12 protein-coding genes are annotated in these 14,753 nt (G+C 68.9%); 6 read left to right on the forward strand and 6 right to left on the reverse strand.

Annotation, left to right across the window (positions count from 1 at the left end; all coding sequences use genetic code 11):
* Window positions 1-117: 117 nt before the first annotated feature.
* Window positions 118-2,040 (reverse strand): translational GTPase TypA, encoded by a 1,923-nt coding sequence (gene typA / locus ACQXVK_RS01450; protein WP_402264515.1) that lies wholly within the window; start codon window positions 2,038-2,040, stop codon window positions 118-120.
* 138 nt (window positions 2,041-2,178) lie between these two features.
* Here typA and ACQXVK_RS01455 point away from each other — a divergent pair, with 138 nt between their 5' ends.
* The 3 genes from ACQXVK_RS01455 (at window position 2,179) to ACQXVK_RS01465 (ending at window position 4,262) form a co-directional block, all read left to right on the forward strand.
* Entirely contained in the window at window positions 2,179-2,928 is a 750-nt protein-coding gene (locus ACQXVK_RS01455) for a CPBP family intramembrane glutamic endopeptidase (protein ID WP_430852436.1), read from the forward strand.
* 88 nt (window positions 2,929-3,016) lie between these two features.
* Complete coding sequence (locus ACQXVK_RS01460) at window positions 3,017-3,496, forward strand: peroxiredoxin (protein WP_430852437.1); 480 nt, start codon at window positions 3,017-3,019, stop codon at window positions 3,494-3,496.
* Between the two features lie 217 nt (window positions 3,497-3,713).
* Window positions 3,714-4,262, forward strand: a complete 549-nt coding sequence (locus tag ACQXVK_RS01465) for a hypothetical protein (protein WP_430852438.1) — start codon at window positions 3,714-3,716, stop codon at window positions 4,260-4,262.
* A gap of 94 nt (window positions 4,263-4,356) precedes the next feature.
* On the opposite strand, the gene ACQXVK_RS01470 is transcribed toward ACQXVK_RS01465, so the two are convergent.
* The gene (locus ACQXVK_RS01470) at window positions 4,357-6,069 is read right to left on the reverse strand and encodes an ABC transporter family substrate-binding protein (protein ID WP_022906080.1); all 1,713 of its coding nucleotides are present in this window, start codon (window positions 6,067-6,069) and stop codon (window positions 4,357-4,359) included.
* Between the two features lie 262 nt (window positions 6,070-6,331).
* Here ACQXVK_RS01470 and ACQXVK_RS01475 point away from each other — a divergent pair, with 262 nt between their 5' ends.
* From ACQXVK_RS01475 to ACQXVK_RS01485, 3 genes are read left to right on the forward strand one after another with little or no spacing between them, the layout of a single operon-like run.
* On the forward strand, window positions 6,332-7,312 hold the full coding sequence (locus ACQXVK_RS01475; protein ID WP_402264527.1) for an ABC transporter permease: 981 nt from the start codon (window positions 6,332-6,334) through the stop codon (window positions 7,310-7,312).
* A gap of 3 nt (window positions 7,313-7,315) precedes the next feature.
* Window positions 7,316-8,254, forward strand: a complete 939-nt coding sequence (locus ACQXVK_RS01480) for an ABC transporter permease (RefSeq protein WP_022906078.1) — start codon at window positions 7,316-7,318, stop codon at window positions 8,252-8,254.
* Window positions 8,247-10,391, forward strand: coding sequence for a dipeptide ABC transporter ATP-binding protein (locus ACQXVK_RS01485; protein WP_402264530.1), 2,145 nt, complete (start codon window positions 8,247-8,249; stop codon window positions 10,389-10,391). Before ACQXVK_RS01480 ends, ACQXVK_RS01485 begins: the two co-directional genes overlap by 8 nt.
* Before the next feature lie 85 nt (window positions 10,392-10,476).
* Here the strand turns inward: ACQXVK_RS01485 and ACQXVK_RS01490 are convergent, their stop codons facing one another.
* From ACQXVK_RS01490 to ACQXVK_RS01505, 4 genes are all read right to left on the reverse strand, one after another.
* Window positions 10,477-10,947, reverse strand: coding sequence for a PH domain-containing protein (locus ACQXVK_RS01490; protein ID WP_022906076.1), 471 nt, complete (start codon window positions 10,945-10,947; stop codon window positions 10,477-10,479).
* 83 nt (window positions 10,948-11,030) lie between these two features.
* Complete coding sequence (locus tag ACQXVK_RS01495) at window positions 11,031-12,773, reverse strand: dipeptide ABC transporter ATP-binding protein (protein WP_430852439.1); 1,743 nt, start codon at window positions 12,771-12,773, stop codon at window positions 11,031-11,033.
* Window positions 12,770-13,720 (reverse strand): ABC transporter permease, encoded by a 951-nt coding sequence (locus ACQXVK_RS01500; RefSeq protein ID WP_022906074.1) that lies wholly within the window; start codon window positions 13,718-13,720, stop codon window positions 12,770-12,772. Before ACQXVK_RS01500 ends, ACQXVK_RS01495 begins: the two co-directional genes overlap by 4 nt.
* Complete coding sequence (locus ACQXVK_RS01505; protein ID WP_022906073.1) at window positions 13,710-14,639, reverse strand: ABC transporter permease; 930 nt, start codon at window positions 14,637-14,639, stop codon at window positions 13,710-13,712. Before ACQXVK_RS01505 ends, ACQXVK_RS01500 begins: the two co-directional genes overlap by 11 nt.
* Window positions 14,640-14,753: the final 114 nt, after the last annotated feature.

Raw genomic sequence — 14,753 nt, forward strand, 5'->3', positions numbered from 1 at the left:
CCGGCCACCTCGGACGAGGTGACCGGGCCGTCGGACGCGAGTCGCGCCTCCTGGATGGACCGCTTACGCGTCCTGACGCTTCAGGCGGGCGTGGGCGCCCGCTCTGTTGCGACGGGCCTACGCGTCCTGACGCTTCAACCGGGCGTAGGCGCGCTGGCGAGCCTGCGCGTCGAGCTCGACCTTGCGGATGCGCACGGCGTCGGGGGTGACCTCGACGCACTCGTCCTCGCGCGCGAACTCCAGGCACTCCTCGAGGGAGAGCTGGCGCGACGGCGTCATCGACTCGAAGGAGTCGGCGTTCGCCGAACGCATGTTCGTGAGCTTCTTCTCCTTCGTGATGTTGACGTCCATGTCGTCGGCGCGCGAGTTCTCGCCGATGACCATGCCCTCGTAGACCTCTTCGGTGGGGTTGACGAAGAACGTCATCCGCTCCTGCAGGTTCGTGATCGCGAACGGCGTGACCACACCGGAGCGGTCGGACACGATCGAGCCGTTGACACGGGTCTGGATCGGGCCGGCCCACTCGGCGTAGCCGTGCGAGATCGCGTTGGCGATGCCGGTGCCGCGGGTCTCGGTGAGGAACGCGGTGCGGAAGCCGATCAGGCCACGCGACGGCACGATGAACTCCATGCGGATCCAGCCGGTGCCGTGGTTCGTCATGTTCTCCATGCGACCCTTGCGCGCGGCCATGAGCTGCGTGATCGCGCCGAGGTGCTCCTCCGGCGTGTCGATCGTCATGTGCTCGTACGGCTCCTGCAGCTTGCCGTCCTCGTCACGCTTGGTGACGACCTGCGGCTTGCCGACGGTGAGCTCGAAGCCCTCGCGACGCATCTGCTCGACGAGGATGGCCAGCGCGAGCTCGCCGCGACCCTGGACCTCCCACGCGTCGGGACGACCGATGTCGAGGACCTTGAGCGAGACGTTGCCGATGAGCTCGCGGTCGAGGCGGTCCTTCACCATGCGGGCGGTGAGCTTGTGGCCCTTGACCTTGCCGACCAGCGGCGACGTGTTCGTGCCGATCGTCATCGAGATCGCCGGGTCGTCGACCGTGATGGTCGGCAGCGGACGGACGTCCTCGGGGTCGGTCAGGGTCTCACCGATGGTGATGGTGTCGAAGCCGGCGACGGCGACGATGTCACCGGGGCCCGCGGACTCGGCCGGGTAGCGCTCGAGTGCCTTGGTGACGAGCAGCTCGGTGATGCGGGCGTTCACGACGCTGCCGTCGTGCTTGACCCACGCGACCGTCTGGCCCTTCTTCATGGTGCCGTGGAAGATGCGCAGGAGCGCGAGGCGGCCGAGGAACGGCGAGGCGTCGAGGTTCGTGACGTGCGCCTGCAGGGGGTGCTCGTCGTCGTACTTCGGGGCCGGGACGTGTTGCAGGATCGCCTCGAACAGGGGCTCGAGGTCGTCGTTGTCGGGCAGCGAGCCGTCCTCCGGCTTGTTGCGCGACGCGGCACCGGCGCGACCCGAGGCGTAGACCACCGGGACGTCGAGGATCGCGTCGAGGTCGAGGTCGTCGACCTCGTCCGACAGGTCGGAGGCGAGCCCGAGCAGGAGGTCCTGCGACTCGGACACGACCTCGTCGATGCGGGAGTCCGGGCGGTCCGTCTTGTTGACGAGCAGGATCACTGGGAGCTTCGCGGCGAGCGCCTTGCGGAGCACGAAGCGGGTCTGGGGCAGCGGGCCCTCTGATGCGTCGACGAGGAGCACGACGCCGTCGACCATGGAGAGGCCGCGCTCGACCTCGCCACCGAAGTCGGCGTGACCCGGGGTGTCGATGACGTTGATGGTGATGGGGCCGTCCGCGCCGAACTCGGTCGCGTGCTTGCCGTTGTAGAGCACCGACGTGTTCTTCGCGAGGATCGTGATGCCCTTCTCGCGCTCGAGGTCGTTCGAGTCCATCATGCGGTCTTCGCCCTCGAAGTGGGCGTCGAACGAGTTGGTCTGCGTGAGCATCGCGTCGACGAGGGTGGTCTTGCCGTGGTCGACGTGTGCCACGATGGCGACGTTGCGCAGGTCGGACCGGGTGGCGAGCGCCATACAGGACATCCTTTGGTGTTCGGAAGAAGATCGGGCGGCCGACGGTGGCACGCGCGCCGCGGTGGCACTGCCCGGAGGTGGGCAGAACGCCCGACACGCCAGTCTACCGGTAGTTCGCAACCGAGAGGAGTACCACCGATGAGCCGTCGGCGAACGTGGATCGAGATCACCATCGTGCTGCTGCTCTCGCTCGGCGGCAGCGCGCTCTACTCGGTGCTGCAGATCATCGACGACCTGTCGCAGACGACGCCGCTCGGCGAGCAGTCCACGGCGCTGAACACGTCGACCACGACCGTGCAGTACGTCGACCTCGCCCGGCAGCTCGTGGGCATCGCGGTCGACCTCGCCCCGGTCGCGCTCGTCTGCTACCTGCTCTGGAGCACGACCCGTCCGCACCTCGGCCGGCTCGGCATCGACCGGTTCCGGGTGCGCCCCGACCTCGGCGGCGCGGCGCTCATCGCCCTCGGGATCGGGATCCCCGGCCTGGCGCTCTACTTCACCGGGCGGGCGCTCGGCGTCACGGTGAACGTGGACCCGGCGGCGCTCGACTCGTACTGGTGGACGATCCCGGTCCTGCTGCTCTCGGCGATCCGCTCCGGGCTGCAGGAGGAGGTCATCGTCATCGGCTACCTCTACGAGCGGCTCGGCTCCGTCGGGTGGGGGCGCTGGCAGATCATCCTGTCCACGGCCGTCCTGCGCGGCAGCTACCACCTGTACCAGGGGTTCGGCGCGTTCGTCGGCAACGCCGTGATGGGCATCGTGTTCGGGTGGATCTACACCCGGTGGGGACGGCTCCTCCCCCTCGTCATCACGCACTGCCTGCTCGACGCGGCCGTCTTCGTCGGGTACCCGTGGGTCGCGCACGCGTTCCCGCAGCTGTTCCGCTGACGCCAGCGCGCGCGTCCCCGCACGTTCCCACAGTGAACCCACAGCGCGGCGCGGCACCGGACGGAGGTCGCGCACCTACCGTTGCGGCATGAGCATCCCCGAGGTCGGCGATCCCGCACCCGGATTCACCCTTCCCGGCATGATCGTGCGGGACGGCACCCGTACCGACGACGAGTACGCGCTGTCCGCCGTGATCGGCCGGACCCTCGTGCTCGCCTTCTACCCCGGCGATGCCACCCCCGTCTGCACGGCGCAGCTCTGCAGCTACCAGGAGGAGCTCGACGACTTCGGTGACCTCGGCGCCGTCGTGTGGGGCGTCAGCCCGCAGGCGCTCGACTCGCACGAGGCGTTCGCCCGCGGGTCCTCGCTCACCTTCCCCCTGCTGAGCGACACCGCCGGCGACGTCATCCGCGCGTACGGCGTGCAGGCGCCGGGCATCGGCCTCCGACGGTCGGTGTTCGTGATCGGACCCGACGGCGTGGTCCGCTGGCGGCACGTCGGGCTGGTCGGGCTCCGGTTCCCGAAGGCCGAGGCGATCCGGGCGCAGGTCGAGCTCCTCGTGGCCTGAGACGGGTGACACGGCGTGTCGGTCCCCAGAAGATGCGACACCCTGGGGTATCGACACCCGAACGGGGGCCGAGGACCATTGACGCCACGAGAGGTCCACACAGGGCCTGCCTCCCCGGGGAATCGGGTCGTCCGGAGATACGCGCAGGTGTGTCACACCCGCTCTCCGGACGTCTCCGGGGAGGCATCTCGTCACCTCGTCTCGTACGCTCGTCCGGGTGACCACGATCCTCGCCCCCGGCATGCGCCTGCTCGCCGTCGTCCTGTGGGTCGCGGCCGTCGCGCTCGTCCCCCTCGCACTCCTGACCGGCGGCGCCGTCTGGCTCGCCCCCGTCCCGAGCATCAGCATCGCGTTCATCGCGTGGGCCGTCCTCTGGCGTCCGCGCTTCGAGCTCACCGACGACCACCTGCGGATCGTCGACGTCCGGCGTACCAGCACCTACTCCTGGCGGCGCATCACCGAGGTCCGCACGAAGTACGGCCTCGAGGTCGTCACGAGCGAGGGCGTCCGACGCACCTGGCTCGCGACCCGCAGGTCGGCTCGGCTCGCCGCGGTGGTCGACGGTCGTCCAGGAGGCGCGACCCGCCTCGACGTCGACGCTGCGGCCGAGCGGATCCGCGGCTTCGTACCGGCGCCGCCCGAGGCGGACGGCCCGCCTCCGGCGACCGTGACGGCTGCGCCGATCACGCACCGTGTGCACGGGTGGACGATCCTCGCGATCGTGGTCCTCGCCTTCGTCGCGACCCTGGCGGCCGCGCAGCTCTGAGCGCCGCGATCCGTCGTCCGCTCCCGCAACGAAGAACGACATCCCCGACGTCGTGCGACGTCGGGGATGTCGTTTCCGGGTGGAGTGCGGCGGACTACTTCTTGTAGCCCACGTCCTGCCACTTCACGGAGGACTGCTGGAACTGCGCGGGACCGTAGTTCACGAGGTCCTTGCGCACGCCCCAGGCGTAGGGCTCCGGGAACAGCGGGATGGTGCCGGCCACCTTGACGATCTTCTTGTCGATCGCGTCCGCGTCCTCGATGCGCTTGTCGGCGTCGAGCTCCGCGTTGGCCTTGTCCCAGGCGGCACCGAGCGAGTCGTCCGTCACGCCGGTGTAGTTCTGACCGGCGTCGGCCGGGTAGTAGATCGACTTCAGCGACGACACCGGGAACGGCGTGCCCTGCCAGGCGAAGTACGTCGCGTCGAAGTCACGGCCGTCGGTGGTGACGTACTTCGTGAAGAAGTCGTCGGTCGGGACGGTGTCGATGGTCACCTTGAAGCCGGCGAGCTTGGTCTGCTGCTGCACGAGCTGCGCGACGTTCGCCGAGTTCTGGTTGTCCGACGGGATGACGAAGCGGACGTCGAGCGTCTTGCCGCCCTTGGTCGCGTAGCCGTCCGAGCCGATCGTGTAGCCGGCGTCCTCGAGCTTCTTCTTCGCCTTGTCCGTGCTGTAGCCGTAGACCGACGAGACGTTGTCCTGGTAGCCCTTCTGGCCGGGCAGGTACACGAGGTTGTTGAGCACCTGGACCGGGCTCTTCACCGGCGAGAGGATCGCCTGCGCGACGACCTGGCGGTTGATCGCCTGGGCGAAGGCCTGACGGACCTCCTGGTCCTTGAACACGTCGGACGTGCCGTTCAGGGTGATCTGACGCTGGGTCGTGCCGAGCGAACGCTCGATCTTCGAGTCCGAGCGGCTGTTCGCGGTCTTGAAGTTGTCCGCGGAACCGTTCAGGTTGAACGCGTCGAACTCCTTGTTCGCGTACGCCTGGGCGACACCGTCGCGGGACACGGTCTTGAAGACGATCGTGTCGAGCTTCGGCGCGTCACCCCACCACTTGGAGTTCTTCTCGAAGGTCACGACGCCGCCGTTGGCGTCGAAGGACTTGAGGATGTACGGGCCGGCGGAGACGTACGTCTTGCCGTCGGCGGCGTAGGGACCCTTCGCCCACGAGTTGTTGAAGTGGTCGGGGGTGTCGACGGCCCAGTAGGGGTAGATCGCGCTGAAGACGCTCGGCCAGTCGGCGTTGGTCTTCGAGAACGTGACGATGACGTCGCGCTCGTCCGACCCCTGCTTGACGGAGTCGACGTCCTCCCAGACGTTGGTGGCGAGCGGGGCGAAGGCCTTGTTCGTGCCGTTCAGCGCCTTCCAGTTCGCCTCGACGTCCTTCTCGGTGATCGGGGTGCCGTCGGACCAGACCGCCTTGGGGTTGATCTTGATCTCGACGGTCTGGGGCGAGTCCTTCGTCAGCTCGATCGAGTCGACGTAGTCCTTGTTCGCCTCCCACTCACCGTTGGCCTTGAACTGGATGAACCCCGGCAGGTAGGTGCCCGCGATCGTGTTGTCGTCGACCGTCCCGGAGTCGAGGTTCGACAGCTGCCAGTTCGCCGGAGCCGAGTCGATCGGCAGGGTGAGCGAGCCGCCGTCCTTGATCGTGTCGCGGTCGGCGACCGTCCAGCCCGTCGACTTCAGCGACGACGTGGCGACGGCCGAGCTGCTCTGTCCGGCGGATCCGCCGCCGGAGCAGCCCGCGAGCACGAGTGCCGCGGCGGCTGCTGTGGCGAGCACGGCCGTCGTCTTGATCCTCATTCGCATGGCGAGGATTCCCTTTCGTTGTGGTTCGCGCCGGAGCGCCGGGACGCGACAGCCCCCGCCGCCACGCCTGTTGGTTGAGAACCCTAGTCACATCCGAAGGTCGCACAAGGCCTGCTGTACCGAATCGAAACATGGTCGTAACGAATGTTGCATAGCGTCAACAGTGATCACCCACCCCGGCTCGGAAGCGGCTAACCTGTCGCCACCGAACAACGCCGTCCGGACGGACGGCCGCACCCCCCTGAGGTCCCAGTACATGCTTGCTTTCCTCGCGAAGCGGATCGTCAACTACGTGATCCTGACGATCGTCGCGACGACGCTCGGCTACCTGCTCGCCAGCGCGACGCTCAACCCGACGGCCAGGTACCTCGGCAAGAACCCGCCGGTGCCGCAGAGCTCGATCGACGCCGCGCTCCAGAAACTCGGCGCCGATCCGAACACCCCGCTGCTGGTCCGGACGTGGAACTGGTGGGTGAACCTCGTCACGCACGGCTCGCTCGGCATCAGCGCCCGCGGCACCGAGGTCACCGCCGACATCGTCGCCCGGTCCGGCACGAGCCTCCGGCTGCTCGTGATCGGCACGCTGCTCGGCGCGATCCTCGGCGTCCTGCTCGGCGTCTGGAACGCGGTGCGGCAGTACAAGACGTCCGACCAGGTCTCGACCTACGCGTCCTTCGCGGTGCTCGCGACCCCGCCGTTCGTCATCGCGGTGGTCCTGATGATCCTGGCGACCAACCTCAACAACGTGGTTGGCACGCAGGTGATCAGCTTCACCGGCGAGTACACCCCGGGCGTCAGCGGGTTCTTCCCGGTGCTCGGCGACCGGCTGGTCCACCTCTTGTTACCGACGATCTCGCTGACGGTGGGCGCCGTCGCGTCGTACTCCCGGTACCAGCGCTCGGCGATGCTCGACGTCCTGTCAAACGACTTCATCCGGACGGCACGCTCGAAGGGCCGGACGCGTGGATCGGCCATCATGCGGCACGGTGTCCGCGTCGCGCTCATCCCGATGTCGACGTTCTTCGCCTACTCCTTCGGCCTCATCCTGACGGGTGCGAGCATCACCGAACTCGTCTTCAGCTGGCACGGCATGGGCGAGTACTTCGTCCAGAGCATCAGCAACAACGACATCAACGCGGCAGCGGGCACGATCCTCTTCACGGCGATCCTCGTGCTCATCGCAGGCACCCTCGCGGACCTGCTCTACGCCGCGCTCGACCCGCGAGTGAGGGTGTGACCCGTGTCTGTTCTCGACCCCACGACCACGAACACCGCCGGCGACCCCGGTGACGGCGGCGCCGGCACCCCGGCGCACGTCGTCGAGGTGAAGGGTGGCCGCACCCCGCTCTGGCGCAAGGTGCTCGGCACCTGGCGCGCCCGCATCGGCGGCGGCGCGCTGCTGCTCATCCTGCTCTGGGCCTTCGTCGGTCCGTACCTGTACCACTGGAACGCCGTCGACTCCGACGGCCTGGCGTTCGGCATGCCGCCGAGCGCGTCCCACTGGTTCGGCACGAACGACATCGGGCAGGACATCTACGCGCAGACGCTCGTCGGCCTGCAGAAGTCGCTGCTCATCGGCCTCATCGCCGGTCCCGCCGCCACGCTCATCGCCGGCATCGTCGGCGCCGTGGCCGGGTACTTCGGCGGGTTCGTGGACCGGGCGCTCGTCTGGGGCATCGACCTGCTGCTGGTCATCCCGTCCTTCTACGCGCTGGTCCTCCTCAGCCCGCTGTTCAAGAACCTCAGCTGGCTCGCGCTCATCGTCGGGCTGGCGATCTTCGGCTGGATGATCATGGCGCGCGTGATCCGCGGGCAGACGATGTCGCTGCGAGAGCGCGACTACGTCAAGGCCGCGCGGTTCATGGGTGTGCCGTCGTTCACGATCATCCGGCGGCACATCCTGCCGAACGTGGCCTCGCTGCTGATCATCGACGCCACACTCGGGGTCGGCGCGATGATCCTGTCCGAGAGTGCCCTGAGCTTCTTCGGCTTCGGCATCCAGGTGCCGGACGTGTCGCTCGGCACGCTGCTCGCCGCCGGCAGCCAGTCCGCGGTCACCCGACCGTGGCTGTTCGTCCTGCCGGCTGCGACACTCGTCGCCACGGTCCTCTCCACCAGCCTGCTCGGCGACGCCCTGCGCGACGCCATCGACCCCACCTCGGGAGCCAACCGTGACTGAGCCCCTGCTCTCCGTCTCCGACCTGACCGTCACGTTCAACCCGGGCTCGAAGCCCGTGTACGCCGTCCGCGGTGTGGACTACTCCGTCAACCAGGGCGAGTTCCTCGGCATCGTCGGCGAGTCCGGGTCCGGCAAGTCGGTGTCCTCGATGGCCGTCATGGGCCTGCTGCCGTCGTCGGCCAAGGTCGAGGGCAGCATCCGGTTCGACGGCCGCGAGCTGCTCGGCCTGAACGACCGCGAGATGTCGAAGCTCCGCGGGCGCGACATCGCCATGGTCTTCCAGGACCCGCTCTCCGCCCTGACGCCCGTGTACACGATCGGGCAGCAGATCGTCGAGGGACTGCGGCTGCACGACCGGAGCCTCACCCCGCACGCCGCCCGGACCCGCGCCGAGGAACTGCTGCGTGTCGTGGGCATCCCGAACCCCTCCAGGCGACTCGACGCCTTCCCGCACGAGTTCTCCGGCGGCATGCGTCAGCGCGCGATGATCGCCATCGCCATCGCGAACGACCCGAAGCTGATCATCGCCGACGAGCCGACGACCGCGCTCGACGTGACGATCCAGGCGCAGATCCTCGACGTCCTGCAGACCGCGAAGGAGATGACCGGCGCCGCGGTGGTCCTCATCACGCACGACCTCGGTGTCGTCGCCGGCAACGCCGACCGCGTCGCCGTGATGTACGCGGGCCGGATCGTCGAGACCGCTCCGGTCGAACCGCTCTTCCGCGAGCCGGTCATGCCGTACACGATCGGGCTGCTCCGCTCGATGCCGAACATGACGTCGGCGCGCTCGGAGCGCCTCGTCCCGCTCGAGGGCCGCCCGCCGCTCCTCACCCAGAAGCCGACCGGGTGCCCGTTCGCCGACCGCTGCCCGGCCGTGCTCGACGCCTGCCGCGAGGGCGAGCCCGCCCTGATCGCCCCCACGGTCCCGCCGAGTGCCGACAACCCGGTGCTGACCGGCGCGACGCCCACGATCTCGAACGGCGCCTTCGACGACGAGCACACCGCCGCGTGCATCCGCCGCGACGAGATCGCCGCCGGGACGCTCGCTCGCTCCGAGATCTTCCCGCGTCCGGAGGACGTGCCCGAGGCCGAGATCGACCACGGCGACGACGTGGTGCTGCAGCTCGACGACGTCGTGAAGACGTTCCCGCTGACGAAGGGTGCGCTGTTCCGTCGGCGCATCGGCGAGGTGCACGCGGTCGACGGCATCTCCCTCACCCTGAAGCGCGGGCAGGTCCTCGGCCTCGTCGGCGAGTCCGGTTGCGGCAAGACGACCACGATCATGGAGATCCTCGAGCTCGCCGGCGCCCAGCAGGGCACGATCAGGGTGAACGGTGTCGACACCGGCTCGCTGTCGAAGGCCGACCGCCGTGCGCTCCGCAGCGACATCCAGGTCGTCTTCCAGGACCCGATGGCCTCCATCGACCCCCGGCTCGACATCGGTTCCGTGATCGGCGAACCGCTCACCGTGCAGGGTGTGCCGAAGGACGAGATCCGTCGACGAGTGCGCGACTCCCTCGAGCTGGTCGGCCTCGAGCCGAGCTACATCGACCGGTACCCGCACGAGTTCTCCGGCGGGCAGCGCCAGCGCATCGGGATCGCCCGCGCGCTCATCGTCGAGCCGAAGATCCTCGTGCTCGACGAACCGGTCTCCGCGCTGGACGTCTCGGTGCAGGCGGGCGTCATCAACCTGCTCGAGGACCTCAAGCACCGGCTCGGCCTGTCCTACCTGTTCGTCGCGCACGACCTGTCCGTGGTCCGGCACATCGCCGACGACGTGGCCGTGATGTACCTCGGCCGGATCGTCGAGTACGGCGACGGTGACCGGGTGTTCGACGACCCGCAGCACCCCTACACGCGGGCGCTCCTGTCCGCCGTCCCGGTGCCCGACCCGTTCGCCGAGGCCGCCCGCGGACGCATCCTGCTCGACGGCGACCTCCCGTCGCCGACCGAACGGATCGAGGGGTGCCGCTTCCGGACCCGCTGCCCGCTGTACCAGCTCCTCGACGAGGGCCGGCAGCAGCAGTGCCGTTCGGTCGACCCGCGGCTGCAGGACGTGCACGGCCGCGGTGTCGCGTGCATCCAGACCGACCAGAACCCGCTCCTGACCGAGCGGGTGGAGGCCGTCGCCTAGGCGGTTCCCCCGCAACGGACTGGAGGCGCGGTGCCAGCTGGCACCGCGCCTCCAGTCCGTTGCGGGTCGCGTCGCGGACGCGACGTCAGACGAGCAGGGCGACGACGCAGAGGACGACGATCACCGCTCCCGCGACGAGCGCGGGCCGGTCCCATCCGCGGACCACGGGCCCGTCGGCGGCCGTACCGTGTCGTTCCGACCACCGGTCGCGCACCGCGACGAACTCGTCCGGCTGCCGCAGCACCCGGGGTTCGCCGCGGCGGGTCGGCTTCGGCCGCGGCAGCGACGGGCCGCCCCAGCAGGTCAACCGCCGGCCGTCGGCGAGGTCGAGCACGATCTGCCAGCGCATCCGGACGTCCTCGACGGCGCCCCACGGCACCGTCGTCCGGCGGAGCGGGTTCACGACCGTGACGGCGTCGTCGGCGATCCGCACGTGCGGGCGGAAGGTGAGCACCCAGAGCACCCAGACGAGGGCGGCGAGGGGACCGACCGCGTGCAGGACGACGTCCCAGCTGCCGCGGACCGCCGCGTCGCCGAGCATGAAGAGGGCCAGCACGGCGACGAGGCCGGACGCGACCGCGCCCCCGCGACCTGCGCGGAGGACGACGATGCGTCCGGCCTCGTTGGTGTCCAGCGGGATCAGCGTCCGAACTCGAACCCGGCGCCGGGGATGGCGTCGAGCAGGTCCTTCGTGTACTGCTCACGCGGGTCGGCGAAGACCTCGTCGGTCGTCGCCTTCTCGACGATCTGGCCCTTGCGCATGACGCAGACGTTGTCCGCGACGAGGCGCACCACGGCGAGGTCGTGCGTGATGAACAGGTAGGTCAGGCCCAGCTCGGACTGCAGCTCGGTGAGCAGGTCGAGGATCTGGCCCTGCACGAGCACGTCGAGCGCGGAGACCGCCTCGTCGAGCACGATGACCTCGGGCTTGAGCGCGAGCGCGCGGGCCACGGCGATGCGCTGCCGCTGCCCGCCCGAGAGCTCGTTCGGGTAGCGGTTCACCATCGACTTCGGCAGCGCGACCTGGTCGAGCAGCTCGAGCACGCGCGCGCGGCGCGAGTCCTTGTCCCCGACCTTGTGCGTCTTCAGCGGCTCGGCGATCGTGTTCCCGACGTTGTACATCGGGTCCAGCGAGCCGTACGGGTCCTGGAAGACCGGCTGCACGCGGCGGCGGAAGTCGAAGAGGTCCTTGCCCTTCAGCGCGCCGATGTCGATCCCGTCGAACTGCACCGTGCCGCTCGTGATGTCCTCGAGCTGCAGGACGAGCTTCGCGACGGTCGACTTGCCCGAACCGGACTCGCCGACGAGCGCCGTGGTCGTGCCCTTCGGGATCGAGAACGACACGTCGTCGACGGCCTTCAGCTCGCGGGTGGCGAGGTTCTTGCCGCGCAGCTTGTAGACCTTCTCGAGGTTCTTCACCACGATGAGGTCCTCCGCCGGCTGGTGCTCACGCTGCTGGGCACGGGCGAGGAGCTCGGCGTCGTCGCTGCCGACGTCCGCGATGTCGACCCGCTGGTGCTGCACCTTCGACTGGATGCGGCGGCTCGCGAGCGACGGCGCGGCGGCCACGAGGCGCTGCGTGTACGGGTGCCGCGGGTTCGCCAGGATCTCCTTCGAGGGACCGGCCTCCACCACCTGGCCCTTGTACATCACGACCAGCTTCTCGGCCCGCTCGGCGGCGAGGCCGAGGTCGTGCGTGATGAACAGCACCGAGGTGCCGAAGTCGCGGGTCAGCGTCTCGAGGTGGTCGAGGATGACCCGCTGGACGGTGACGTCGAGCGCACTCGTCGGCTCGTCGGCGATGAGCAGCTTGGGGCGACTCGACAGACCGATGCCGATGAGCACGCGCTGGCGCATGCCGCCGGAGAACTCGTGCGGGAACTGCTTGAGGCGCGTCGACGCGTCGCCGAGGCCGGCCTCCTGCAGGACCTCGACCGCGCGGGCGCGGATCGCGTGCTTGCCGGTCGCGATCCCGTTCGCCTTGATGGCCTCTTCCACCTGGAAGCCGATCGACCAGAGCGGGTTGAGGTTCGACATCGGGTCCTGGGGGACGTAGCCGATCTCCTTCCCGCGGATCTCCGACATCTCCTTGTCGCTCAGCCCGACGAGCTCGCGCCCGTTGAACTTGATCGACCCGCCGGTGACCTGGCCGGTGCCGGGCAGGAGCTTGATGATCGACTGCGCGCTGGTCGACTTGCCGGACCCGGACTCGCCGACGATCGCGAGCCGTTCGCCCTGCTCGAGGGTGAAGCTCGCGCCGCGGACCGCCTGGACGAAGCCGTTCTGGGTCTTGAAGCCGACCTCGAGGTCGGTGATCTCGAGCAGGGGCGCGCCGGTGCCGCCGGTACGGCTGGCGTTCGGCTGGGTCAGAGTCTCGCTCATCGGCGGGCCCTCGCCTTCGGGTCGAGTGCGTCGCGGACCACGTCACCGAGGAGGAGGAACGAGAGCACGGTGATGGACAGTGCGGCCGACGGCCAGAAGATCGTCGAGGGCGCGGTGCGGATCGACGCCTGCGCGTTGCCGATGTCCTGGCCCCAGCTGAGCGCCGAGTCGGGCAGGCCGATTCCGAGGAAGGACAGCGTCGCCTCGGCCACGATGAACGTGCCGAGCGACACGGTCGCGACGACGATGACCGGCGCGAGCGAGTTCGGCACCACGTGCCGGACCAGCGTCGTGAAGCGGCTCACGCCGAGCGCCGCCGAGGCGGTGACGTAGTCGGACTGCTTCGCGCTGAGCACCGCGCCGCGCATGATGCGGGCGATCTGCGGCCAGGCGAACACGGCCAGGACGAGCGACACCGTCAGGGCGTTCCGCGCCGGGAGCACCGACATGATCACGATCGCGCCGAGCACGGTCGGGATCGAGAAGAAGATGTCACCGATGCGGGACACGATCGTGTCGAGCCAGCCGCCGAAGAAGCCGGCGAGTGCGCCGATCACGATGCCGACGACCGACACCAGGACCGTCGCCACGATGCCGACGATGAGCGAGTTGCGCGTGCCCCAGATGGTGCGGGCGTACACGTCGTTGCCCTGGCGGTTGAAGCCGAGGATGTGGCCGGGCTCGGACCCCTCGTTGCTCTTCGCCAGGTTCGCCGCGCGCGGGTCGACATGGGCGAAGAGGCCCGGGAAGAGCGCCACGAGGATGATCAGCAGGATGAGGACGGACGACACCCAGAACATCGGGCGGACCCGCATCGCGTCCCACGCGTCACTCCAGGTCGAACGGGTCTTCTCGTCCTCGTTGACCTGGTCGACCGCCTGGAGCGGGGTCTCCTCGATCGGGGCGACGTAGTGGGTCGCCGAGCGGGGTTCGGTGTTACTTGGCATAGCGGATCCTCGGGTCCAGGACGGCGTAGAGCAGGTCGACCAGGAGGTTGGCGAGCATGAAGATGATGACCATCACGGCGACGAACGACACGACGGTCGGGCCCTCACCGAGCTTGACGGCCTGGAACACCGTGCCACCCACACCGTGGATGTTGAAGATGCCCTCGGTGACGACCGCGCCGACCATCAGGTTGCCGATGTCGACACCCAGGTAGGTCACCACGGGGATGAGCGAGTTGCGGAAGATGTGCACGCCCACGACCCGGCGTCGCGCCAGCCCCTTGGCCGTCGCGGTCCGCACGAAGTCGGCCGACATGTTCTCGGCGACGCTCGCACGGGTCAGGCGGACGATGTACGCGAACGACACCGTCGCCAGCACGATCGCCGGCAGCACGAGCTCGGACCACGGCGCCTGGCTCGACACCGTCACCCGGAACAGCCCGAGGTTGATGCCGAAGACGTACTGCAGCAGGAAGCCGACGACGAACGTCGGGACCGAGATGAGCAGGAGGCTGACGACCAGGGCGGTCGCGTCGAAGAGCTTGCCCTTGCGGAGGCCGGCGATGACACCGACGACGATGCCGGCGATCGACTCGAAGAGCAGGGACAGGATCGCCAGACGTGCCGTGATCGGGAACGCCTGCGCGAGCTGCGAGCTGACCGGCAGACCCGAGTAGGTCAGACCGAGGTCGCCGCGGAACACGCCGCCGATCCAGAGGAGGTACTGGATGATGAACGGCTTGTCGAGGTTGTACTGCTGACGCAGCTGCTCGATGACCTGCGGGGACGGCTGACGATCGCCGAACAGGGCGGCGATCGGGTCACCCGGCAGGGAGAACACCATGAAGTAGATGAGGAACGTGGCCCCGAAGAACACGGGGATGAGTTGCAGGAGGCGCTTGCCGAGGTACCAGGCCATCAGATCCCTGCCTGGTTCGGGACGCGCATGTCGTTCAGGTTCATGTCGTGAGGGGTGGACGGTCCGCGGGTCGGCACGGGTGTCCGGTGCGGGCGGCGGCGCCCGCGGTGGTGG

The organism is Curtobacterium sp. AB451, from assembly GCF_050585845.1.
Lineage (GTDB): Bacteria > Actinomycetota > Actinomycetes > Actinomycetales > Microbacteriaceae > Curtobacterium.

Excerpts from the sequence above, each read along its gene's own strand:
- ACQXVK_RS01500 (WP_022906074.1), bottom strand. The coding sequence starts at position 13,720 with ATGCCAAGTAACACCGAACCCCGCTCGGCGACCCACTACGTCGCCCCG.
- ACQXVK_RS01495 (WP_430852439.1), bottom strand. The coding sequence starts at position 12,773 with ATGAGCGAGACTCTGACCCAGCCGAACGCCAGCCGTACCGGCGGCACC.
- typA (WP_402264515.1), bottom strand. The coding sequence starts at position 2,040 with ATGGCGCTCGCCACCCGGTCCGACCTGCGCAACGTCGCCATCGTGGCA.
- ACQXVK_RS01470 (WP_022906080.1), bottom strand. The coding sequence starts at position 6,069 with ATGAGGATCAAGACGACGGCCGTGCTCGCCACAGCAGCCGCCGCGGCA.
- ACQXVK_RS01475 (WP_402264527.1), top strand. The coding sequence starts at position 6,332 with ATGCTTGCTTTCCTCGCGAAGCGGATCGTCAACTACGTGATCCTGACG.
- ACQXVK_RS01460 (WP_430852437.1), top strand. The coding sequence starts at position 3,017 with ATGAGCATCCCCGAGGTCGGCGATCCCGCACCCGGATTCACCCTTCCC.
- ACQXVK_RS01455 (WP_430852436.1), top strand. The coding sequence starts at position 2,179 with ATGAGCCGTCGGCGAACGTGGATCGAGATCACCATCGTGCTGCTGCTC.
- ACQXVK_RS01505 (WP_022906073.1), bottom strand. The coding sequence starts at position 14,639 with ATGGCCTGGTACCTCGGCAAGCGCCTCCTGCAACTCATCCCCGTGTTC.